Origin of the sequence: Pseudomonas sp. Sample_23 (assembly GCF_004307595.1) — a bacterium.
Taxonomy (GTDB): Bacteria; Pseudomonadota; Gammaproteobacteria; order Pseudomonadales; family Pseudomonadaceae; genus Aquipseudomonas; species Aquipseudomonas atacamensis.
The window spans coordinates 1-8357 of sequence record NZ_RCNX01000006.1; the positions used below are offsets into that span (position 1 = coordinate 1).

Here is an 8357-nt window from a genome sequence, read left to right on the forward strand (position 1 = left end):
GCTTGACCCGCTCCCCACCCCCCGCAAACGTCTCCACATACTCCAACCAAATCGGTAACCCCATCCGCTGAAACGGCCAAGCTCCGCACAGTACCTTCGTGTCATCCTTGATCAACCCAACATCCAGCACTTCACCATCAAACCCCTCGATCTTCGGCATCGGCATGCTCGACTGCAGCAACTCACCAATCACCAGCGACACACTCTGCACCGGCGTCGGCTGTCCATTAACTATCAGGCTGTATATCAACTCCACACTGCGCTGCAGATTTGCCCCGGTGACGGAGAAATCAATGTCGAATTGCACTTTCGACTGTCCCGCCACCGGCTTTTGCTGGGGAGGTACTGAGCCGGCGCCGGGTCTGCCGGCGATTTCCAGTTTTACCTCGTGATTTGCGCCAAACATCGAAGTGTCAAACACCGCGGTGAAGCCATTCTGATGCCGGTTCGGGTCAAGTTTGTAATCCGGCGCCTCGACAACCGTTGGCGGCTTCAACTGACTGACTTCGCCGGTGATTGGAATAACAACGTCATTGGACGGACGCGCAGGTACGTTGGCGCGGATTAACTTGTAGTTGGTCGTGGCCGAGCCATTGACCATGGCCCTGATCGAGGCATTGGCCAGCTTGAAATCGAAGTGCCCAGGCACGGCGCCGACCGTGTGTACCAACGGTCCGATCGTGACAGGTACTCCCTCAGGTGTCTGGCCGGTACACCTAAGCTCGATTTCGTCTCCAATCTGGAAATCCGGCGAGGTGAAATAAACCCGCGCATCGGCGTCGCTCGTGCCCAGTACCTTCAGGTCGATGGTGGTGACGTTCTGGTTGTTGACCCAGATTGTTGGCGCCGGCAAGCGGCTGATGCTCAGGTCCACATTCACATAGGTGACTTTCGACCATGGCGCGTTCGGATCCGGCAGATTGCCGACCCGGTCGAACACCTGATAATTCAGTTCGATATTCCTGCCGTTGCCTTGTGCTCTGATGTCATTTTCGGTAAAGGTGAGGACGATCGGATTATTGACCGGATCTTCGACTTGCTCTCTGGTCACTGGATAGTAGGACACCAACTGGTCACCCCAGCGCCCGATAATTCGGTCGAATGTGGCGCAGTTTACGTAGCTCGCCAACAGCTTGACGCCCAGCTTGGCCATTTCGGCATCCACCCCCTTCGACGGGTCCGGATCCAGCGTGTACACGAGACCGGAATTCCCCGGTTCACTGTCGCTGTCATCGCCGCCGGGCCGGGTGAATTTGACCAGCATCAGTATTTCCTGGGATTTCACAGGCTGCTGATGTGGCCGGGTTACTTTGTAAAACGCGTAAGCGTCGCCGTTGGTGATTTGACCTGCCGGGATCTGGAACAGCAGCTGTTTATTGAGGTTGGTGTCATCAATTTCTATCGTTCGAACCGGTAAGAGCGAGTTATCCCAGTGGAAGGCGCACTTTTCTCCAATACTCTGGTTGACCCAAGGATCGACAACAGCTGTCAGGTAACCCGTTCTCACGGCTTCCAGTGAAATACCGCCGTGATACGCCTCTGGTGTTTCCAGATCAGTTGCCATGGGAATTTTTGGAGGAAACAAATCTGCAGCGAGAAGAATGGTCATGGCAAATCTCCTGAGCCCGGGCTGGTCACCGGCGACCAGACGCTGGAGCTATCAGAAGTTATTTCTGCGAAAAGCGCACCTGTAAGATCTGACAGGTGCGGACGTGTTTCCGATGAGTGGTCACGAGCAAGAGCCTGAGAATCAAAAGATCGCAGCCTTCGACGGCTCCTCCAGGGATTACTCGAATCCCAATGTAGGAGCCGCCGAAGGCTGCGATCTTTTGCTTTTGCTTAGAAGTAATACGGGAATTTCAGGCTGAACGAAAAGTCCGGCGCATCATCGGTCATGCCGATCGACAAGTTCGGCACGATCGTCAGATTGTCGGTTGCAGCAATCGTCATGCCGACGTTGAAGTAACCGGCGTTGGCATCACTGGACACCACCGATTCCCAATCGCCGCCGTCCTGTTTCAGCTTGCTTTTGCGTTGCACCAGGTCGGAGACCGAGAACGACATACTCATCTTCTCGTTGAGCGCGAAGGCGATACCGGCACCGATCTGGAAGCTGTCGCCGATGCGCACTTTGCCCGGGTTTTTCTGATTGACCGTAGAGCTGATGTCGTCAAACGACTCCTCGAGGTTGTGGGTGTAGGAAAGGCTGCCGAACAGCACCGCCGGGTCGAACGTCTTGACCAGCGAGATGCCCGGCGTGATCGACCAGACGCCGTTGCCGGTGGGCAGGGTGTCGGGGACGAACAGGTTGGAGTTGGCGTCGGTCTGGCGCAGTTTGATGCCGAACGGGTCTTTGCCGGTCGGCGCCTTGACGCGCAAGGTAACGACGGCGTCCGGGGTGTTGACCGATTCGTCGAGGAACTTGTAGGCGATACCGAAGTTGACGTCGCCAATGGTTGGATCCTTGGTTACGGTTTCTTCTGTTGTTACGCCAGCCGCGCCCTCGTTGCCGCCGCCGGATTGATACGTCGACTCGCGATAGATCACCGGCACGTTCAGGTCGAACTGCCAGCGATTGTCGAAGTTGTAGCGGCCGGTGAGGTCCAGGGTCCAGGTGTCGGCCTTGATCCGGTCGAGGTTGATGTTGCCCAGGAAGATCGAATCCAGCGCAAGGAACCCGTTCAGGATCAACTGACGGGTGTCGTAGCGCGAATAGGTCAGGCCGGTTTCCACGCTGAACTTGCCGCCGCCAAAGAAACCGCTGGCTTCGTCATACAGATTGGAAACGCTCTGTGCCGGTTGTGAATCATCGGCCAGTGATTGACCGTAGGATGCGCCACTGCCCCCGGCAGCGCCTCCCGATGCAGCGGCCGCACCGGTGCCTGTGGCGGCTCCGGCGGCGACGCGATTGCCTTTCATGTCGGACGGCGATTTGGCCAGCCGTTTTGGCGGTGGGGCGGCGGGTGTTTCTTCTACCTGGCGGACCCGTTGTTCAAGTACCGCCAGCGCTTGTTGTTGTTGTTCGTATCGTTGTCTCAGTTCCAGAAGTTCCCGTTTCAGGGCTTCTACATCGGCGTCGGGTGCTGCTTGCAGCATTGCCGCCGGGAGAAGGGTACTCAAACACACTGCAGCACGCAGTGATACTGATCGATACATGAATAAGCCGTCCCTTTAAGCCCAATGATCGAGACTCAGCGTAGTTCAATATCCGATATTGCGTAGGGCCCCGAGTTGGGTCAGGTTGCAATCCAGTGCACCGGCGCTTCTGCCGTTATTGTTAAGTACGACGTTGAGTTGCGTAAGGTTGTTGACCACGTTGGCGCTGCCCAGCAAACGGGTGTTCTGCAGCAGCCCGCCCTGGGCGACCTGTTGCAGCGCCGTGCCTTGGTTGCCGCTGGCCTGAATGGCCATTTGCACGCCACCGCCATTGGCCGAAACCGCGACACTGCCGGCGCCGTTGCTGCCGCTGATGGTCTGCCCGGCGATGAGGGCCTGGCCCTGCGACGGCACCAGTGCCGGGGCCTGACTGGCTTCGCTGACGTTGATCGCGACGTTATTGTTGGCCGTGTTGCCATCGCCGGCGGCGCGTACGCTTTGCGTCACACCCTGGCTGCTATTGAGGCCGGCGCCGCCGATGACAGTGCCGGTGCCGAGGGTAGGGGTGCTGCCGTTGCCCGACTCCTTGATGGTCGAGACATAGAATTCCGGTTTGACGGTTGCAGCCTGGATCTGCATCGAGGTCGCGGCCCCGATCAAGTCGCCGCTGGCGTTGCGCCAGGTGCTGCTCATGACAATGCCGAAGCTGATGATCCGCCCCGGCATGACGTAACGACCGCGCAGCTCGGCGAGCTCCTGGTCCTTGATTTCGATGGGTTTGAATCCGGCATGGGCTAAACCTGACGCACTCGCTGCCAGGCAGGCGGCGGCCAGCCAGTATGAGCTTTTCATCTGCTGCTCCCGGGACATCCAGTCCCATTCTCTAACTCGGCGATTAAAAGAAGTCGCTCTGAATGAACCCGAAATCCATCAATTCCGCATCTTTGACCGGGTTGAAACTGTCCAGCGAGTTCTTCGCCGTCAGCGGCACGGGAGGGCTGCGCAAGGCGTTGGCCTTGTCGTAACCGGGGCCGACGATGGCAAAGACAATGCCGTTCCAACCTTTGACAAAGTCGTCGTGCTTGTAGCGTTTGTGGCCGAGAACCGGGTCACCGATGTAGACCCAATCCTTGTCCGAGCGCTGCAGGACGACGAAATGCTTGTAGCCACGAATGTCCATCAGAACCACCACCGGAATGGTCACCGCTTCGAGTTTCTCGGGCGGGATCCGGTAGCCACGGGCACGCATGCCGATGCTTTCTACGTAGCGCTTCATGTCGAGCATGGAGAAACCCTGGGTTCGCACCAGGTCCTGGTCTGCGTTGACCAGCATGCCTTTGATGATGTGCTCCTCATCGACGTCGAGCCAATAGGCCTGGCGCAGGACCGTTGCCAGTGCAGCAGCGCCGCAGCTGAAATCGGTTTTCTGTTCGACGATGTCGGCAAACTTGCGCTCACGAATGCTTTGCACGTCCTTGTAGACCAGCACGCCACCCGGCAGGGCGGCCACAGGCATCTGGGCTGCCTGAGTCAGGCCGCACAGACAAAGCAGAGCGAGGAGGGCAGGAGTCCGCATGATCGAATACGCCTTGTGGAACCTGGGAAAAAAGCCCCGTTGCCGGGGCTTTCGTTTCGATCGCGATTACATGCAGGCTTTGCAACCTGCGGCGATGGACAGCGAGTTGCTTTGTTGGTTGCCCACACCCGCCGAGACGTTGGCTCCGCCGTTGCCGGAGAAGTTGTTCATCGAGTTGGTCATGTTGGCGTTGTTGACGACTGGAGTTTTCCAGCCATCTTTGGTCAACACTTGTTGGGTGGTGACGCCAGCGAGGCCAAAAGTACCCACGGCTTCGAACTTGGCTTTCTGATCATCGTTGCCGCCATGGCCGCCGCCACGGTTGCCCCAACCGCCGTGGTTGTCGTCTTCGATGGTCGCGGTGCCTTTGGCTTTGAACGCGCCAGCGGCTGCATAAGTACCGGTGAGGGTGTCGGTTTTGTAAGCCTGCACGCCTTTGTTTTCCACGACCAGGCCAGTCGAGGACTGGTTGGCAGAGGCAGCGGCCTGCGCTACACGACCACCGGAAACGGCGATGGCAAGGTTGTTTTTCTGTTGGTTGAAGTTGCCCGAGCTCACGTTGATGCCGATGTTGCCGGAACCATTGTTGCCTGCATTGCTGAGCGTGGCGTTGTTGAAGGTGGACGAGTTTTTCACGTAGTTGTTGTTGTTCACCTGAGTCGCGCTCGAGGCGGCAACAGCATTGCCGAAGATGAAGCTCTCGTCAGCGGTGGCCAGTGCAGCAGCGTTGTCCTGCTGGTTGCCGTCGCCGGCGGCGACGTTGGCGCCCATGTTGCCGTTGGAGCCGTTGAGCGAGTCGCTGGCATTGGCGTTGTTCAGGGTGCCCTGGTTTTTCACCACGTTGCCGTCGCTGTTTTGCGCATCGAGTACAGCGGCGCCGGCGCCTGCGGTGATCTGCAGCAGTTGTTCAAGATTCGGACCTTGTGGCTGGCCGTGACCGTTGCCGTGTCCATTGCCATGCCCGTTACCACGACCGTCGGCCTGTGCTGCCATTGCCATCACTGCTGCGAGTGCGAAAACCAGTGGTTTGAGAGCCATTGTAGGTTTCATGGTTGTTTCTCCGTCGTGCTTATTAGTTGGTTAAGTGTTGGGACTTTTCTAATTGCACTGCTTTTTGTTTGGGTCAGTCTGCGACCCGGATGCTCAGGGTGTTAGCCATTCGGTTCCCCACCCCGGCACTCTGGTTCACCTGGATTACCCCGCGGCTGCCGGTGAAGGCCTGATCACTTGTCGTGACCTGGCGACTGCCGATCGAGGTACCAGTTGCTCCTGAGCTCGGTAAAAACGCCACGTTCTGTTGTGAAAGGGCGCTGTCGTCAACGCTCTGCGGGCCGGCACTGATGCTGACGCGCGTGACGTTGGCCATTTGGTTGTTGGCACCGGCGCCCTGGTTCACACCGAGGATGCCGTTGCCGTTGCTGAAAGAGTTGCCGCCGATATTGGCGCTCGCGTCGATGGCGCGGCTGGCAGGCGTGTCGATGGTTTGCCTGACGTTGGTGGTGGCATGGGCTTCGGTGCCGATGGCAATCGACTTGGTGTTAGCTTGTTGCATCTGGTCACCGGCGGCCTGGTTGAGGTTGAAGTTGCCGCGATACTGAGCACCGGAATCCTGAATATTGGCCTTGTTGACTGAAGCCGAATCGGCCATGGCGCTGGTGCAGCCGAGCAGGGCGAGAAGCAGCAGGGTGCGATTCATGTCATTGGCCTCCGGCCATGCGAGTCAGAGGCGCCAGCCCGGTGCTCATCGCCCGGTTGACCGTGTTGGAGATCGACGCCCCGGAGCCGCCGCCACTACCCGTGCGCATACCGGGCAGGCCGTTCTGGTTGGTCAGGGTGTTCATGCCGGGCAGGTTGGAACTGGGCGTGGTCATGTTGCCGCGAATCGATGAGCCGCTGGCGACACTGGCGAAATCACCGTCAGTGAGTTCGGTACTGCTGAGGGTCTGGTTGATCCGCGCCGAAGGGTTGGCGTTGACCGTGGTTGGATAGGGATCTTTGCCGCCGTTGCGCCCGATCGGGATTGGCTGAACGTCGCGGTTGAGGACGATCACTCCATTGCCTTCGGCCTGGGCGCTGACACTGATCAATGCGCTGGCGGCTGATCCGATCAGCAGGAGGCAGGTCAGGCTTTTATTGAAATTCCCCACGGCTGCAATTCCTTCTTCAGTGGGCTGGGTTATTCAGCGTTGTGAAGGAGAGAGCGAAAGCTGTGCCGGTTTTGAATTGTCGCGTTATTTCAATGGCTTAGGTGTTTTCCGGGAATGCTCAAAGCGGGTACTGTTTCAGCGCTGAGACACATGCATGGGTGCTTGGACGGTGCTTGACGTCGGAAAGCTCTGGAACAAGGGTTTGCGCCGATGTGTTTCATCGGCGTAACAGGTGACGTGACGGAGTGATGAACAGCGTTTGGACGGGGGCTTTGCGCGGTGAGGAGTGTTTCAAAAACGGACAGTTTCGTCCCAAGGCGGCTCAGCTGGACAGCAAAAGCTCGACCGCCGCAAAGGCTTGCGTCTGGCGCTCGGCCCAATTGCCCTCGATAACTTGCAATGACTGTTGATGCTCAATCAACCAGGCGCGGGTGGCTTCGAAAAATGCCATGCGATCCGCAAGATCCGGTTGGCAGCGCTGACCATCTTCGGTCCAGTCGACCTGTTGCGGCGACAGCAGCAGGTGCAGGTCGTAATGGCGCGTGAGCAATTCGCTTTGCAGCCAGGCCGGGCAGTCGCCGAACAGGGTCTGGCTCCAGAGGATGTTGCTCAGCAGATGGGTGTCGAGAATCAGCAGTTCGGGTTGTTTCGCCCGTGCCTGATCTTCCCATTGCAACTGGCCTCTAGCGATATCAGGAATATCCGCGAGGCAAGTGTCGCGTGGGTTGTCTTCGATGAATCGCCGAACATATTCATCAACGCGCACGCCGCCGAAACGCTGCTCCAGGCCTGTCGCCAGCCAACTCTTGCCGGTGGATTCCGGGCCGGTGAGGACAACGACTTTCATGTGCGCAACGCCGGATCGGCACGCCATTCCCGCCAGCCTTGCACGGCGAGCAGGGTAAACAGCGCATACAGGCCGGCAGTCAGATAGAGGCTTTTATAGATGAACAGGCCGACAAAGATCACATCGAGGACGAACCACAGCGCCCAGCATTGCAGGCGTTTCTGCGCCATCCACAGTTGCGCCACCAGACTGAAACCGGTGAGCGCGGCATCGAGCCACGGCTGTGCGGCGTCGGTCCAGTGCGCCATCGCCGCGCCCAGCAGCAGGCTGCCGATCGCTCCAATGCCAAGGCCGAGCAGAATCGAGCGTGCATCGAGGCGGGTGACTTGGCGACCGTCATGCATCGTCCCGGCGCGGGTCCATTGCCACCAGCCGTAGATCTGCAGTGCGGCGTAGATCACTTGCAGCAACATGTCCGAATACAGCTTCACCTCAAAGAAGATCCAGCTGTAGAGCAACACCATGACCAGCCCGATTGGCCAGCACCACGGATTCTGCTTGACCGTCAGCCACACGGCGATGACACCGAGGGCAGCGGCAAACAGTTCAAGCCCGGACATGGCGGATCCTTGGGGGAGTCGAGAAGGGGGCGAATTGTACTGCATTAGTCAGATCAAAAGCCCCTCACCCTAACCCTCTCCCGGAGGGAAAGGGAACTGACCGCGTTGTTTGGTCGAGGTACGCTGACCTG

Annotated in this window: 8 protein-coding genes and 1 pseudogene; all 9 read right to left on the minus strand. The window is 58.5% G+C overall.

What is annotated here, in order from left to right:
* Positions 1 to 1609: pseudogene (locus D8U82_RS01240) on the minus strand (hypothetical protein); the annotation flags it as partial.
* A 230-nt stretch (positions 1610 to 1839) separates the two neighbouring features.
* Positions 1840 to 3156 (minus strand): hypothetical protein, encoded by a 1317-nt coding sequence (locus D8U82_RS01245; protein ID WP_056785917.1) that lies wholly within the window; start codon positions 3154 to 3156, stop codon positions 1840 to 1842.
* A gap of 45 nt (positions 3157 to 3201) precedes the next feature.
* Positions 3202 to 3948 carry a hypothetical protein gene (locus D8U82_RS01250; RefSeq protein WP_073474520.1) on the minus strand — a complete coding sequence of 249 codons (747 nt, stop codon included), beginning with the start codon at positions 3946 to 3948 and terminating at the stop codon, positions 3202 to 3204.
* Positions 3949 to 3991: 43 nt separating this feature from the next.
* The gene (locus D8U82_RS01255; RefSeq protein WP_024012915.1) at positions 3992 to 4672 is read right to left on the minus strand and encodes a C39 family peptidase; all 681 of its coding nucleotides are present in this window, start codon (positions 4670 to 4672) and stop codon (positions 3992 to 3994) included.
* Between the two features lie 66 nt (positions 4673 to 4738).
* Positions 4739 to 5722 (minus strand): heme utilization protein, encoded by a 984-nt coding sequence (locus D8U82_RS01260; protein WP_122698311.1) that lies wholly within the window; start codon positions 5720 to 5722, stop codon positions 4739 to 4741.
* Positions 5723 to 5795: 73 nt separating this feature from the next.
* Entirely contained in the window at positions 5796 to 6368 is a 573-nt protein-coding gene (locus D8U82_RS01265) for an adhesin (RefSeq protein ID WP_130901506.1), read from the minus strand.
* Between the two features lies 1 nt (position 6369).
* On the minus strand, positions 6370 to 6819 hold the full coding sequence (locus D8U82_RS01270) for a hypothetical protein (protein ID WP_024012918.1): 450 nt from the start codon (positions 6817 to 6819) through the stop codon (positions 6370 to 6372).
* A gap of 322 nt (positions 6820 to 7141) precedes the next feature.
* The gene (locus D8U82_RS01275; protein WP_130901507.1) at positions 7142 to 7666 is read right to left on the minus strand and encodes an AAA family ATPase; all 525 of its coding nucleotides are present in this window, start codon (positions 7664 to 7666) and stop codon (positions 7142 to 7144) included.
* Positions 7663 to 8226 carry a nicotinamide riboside transporter PnuC gene (gene pnuC / locus D8U82_RS01280; RefSeq protein WP_130901508.1) on the minus strand — a complete coding sequence of 188 codons (564 nt, stop codon included), beginning with the start codon at positions 8224 to 8226 and terminating at the stop codon, positions 7663 to 7665. The genes D8U82_RS01275 and pnuC overlap by 4 nt, the downstream gene beginning before the upstream one ends.
* Positions 8227 to 8357: the final 131 nt, after the last annotated feature.

Excerpts from the sequence above, each read along its gene's own strand:
- D8U82_RS01245 (WP_056785917.1), bottom strand. The coding sequence starts at position 3,156 with ATGTATCGATCAGTATCACTGCGTGCTGCAGTGTGTTTGAGTACCCTT.
- D8U82_RS01250 (WP_073474520.1), bottom strand. The coding sequence starts at position 3,948 with ATGAAAAGCTCATACTGGCTGGCCGCCGCCTGCCTGGCAGCGAGTGCG.
- D8U82_RS01255 (WP_024012915.1), bottom strand. The coding sequence starts at position 4,672 with ATGCGGACTCCTGCCCTCCTCGCTCTGCTTTGTCTGTGCGGCCTGACT.
- D8U82_RS01260 (WP_122698311.1), bottom strand. The coding sequence starts at position 5,722 with ATGAAACCTACAATGGCTCTCAAACCACTGGTTTTCGCACTCGCAGCA.
- D8U82_RS01265 (WP_130901506.1), bottom strand. The coding sequence starts at position 6,368 with ATGAATCGCACCCTGCTGCTTCTCGCCCTGCTCGGCTGCACCAGCGCC.
- D8U82_RS01275 (WP_130901507.1), bottom strand. The coding sequence starts at position 7,666 with ATGAAAGTCGTTGTCCTCACCGGCCCGGAATCCACCGGCAAGAGTTGG.
- pnuC (WP_130901508.1), bottom strand. The coding sequence starts at position 8,226 with ATGTCCGGGCTTGAACTGTTTGCCGCTGCCCTCGGTGTCATCGCCGTG.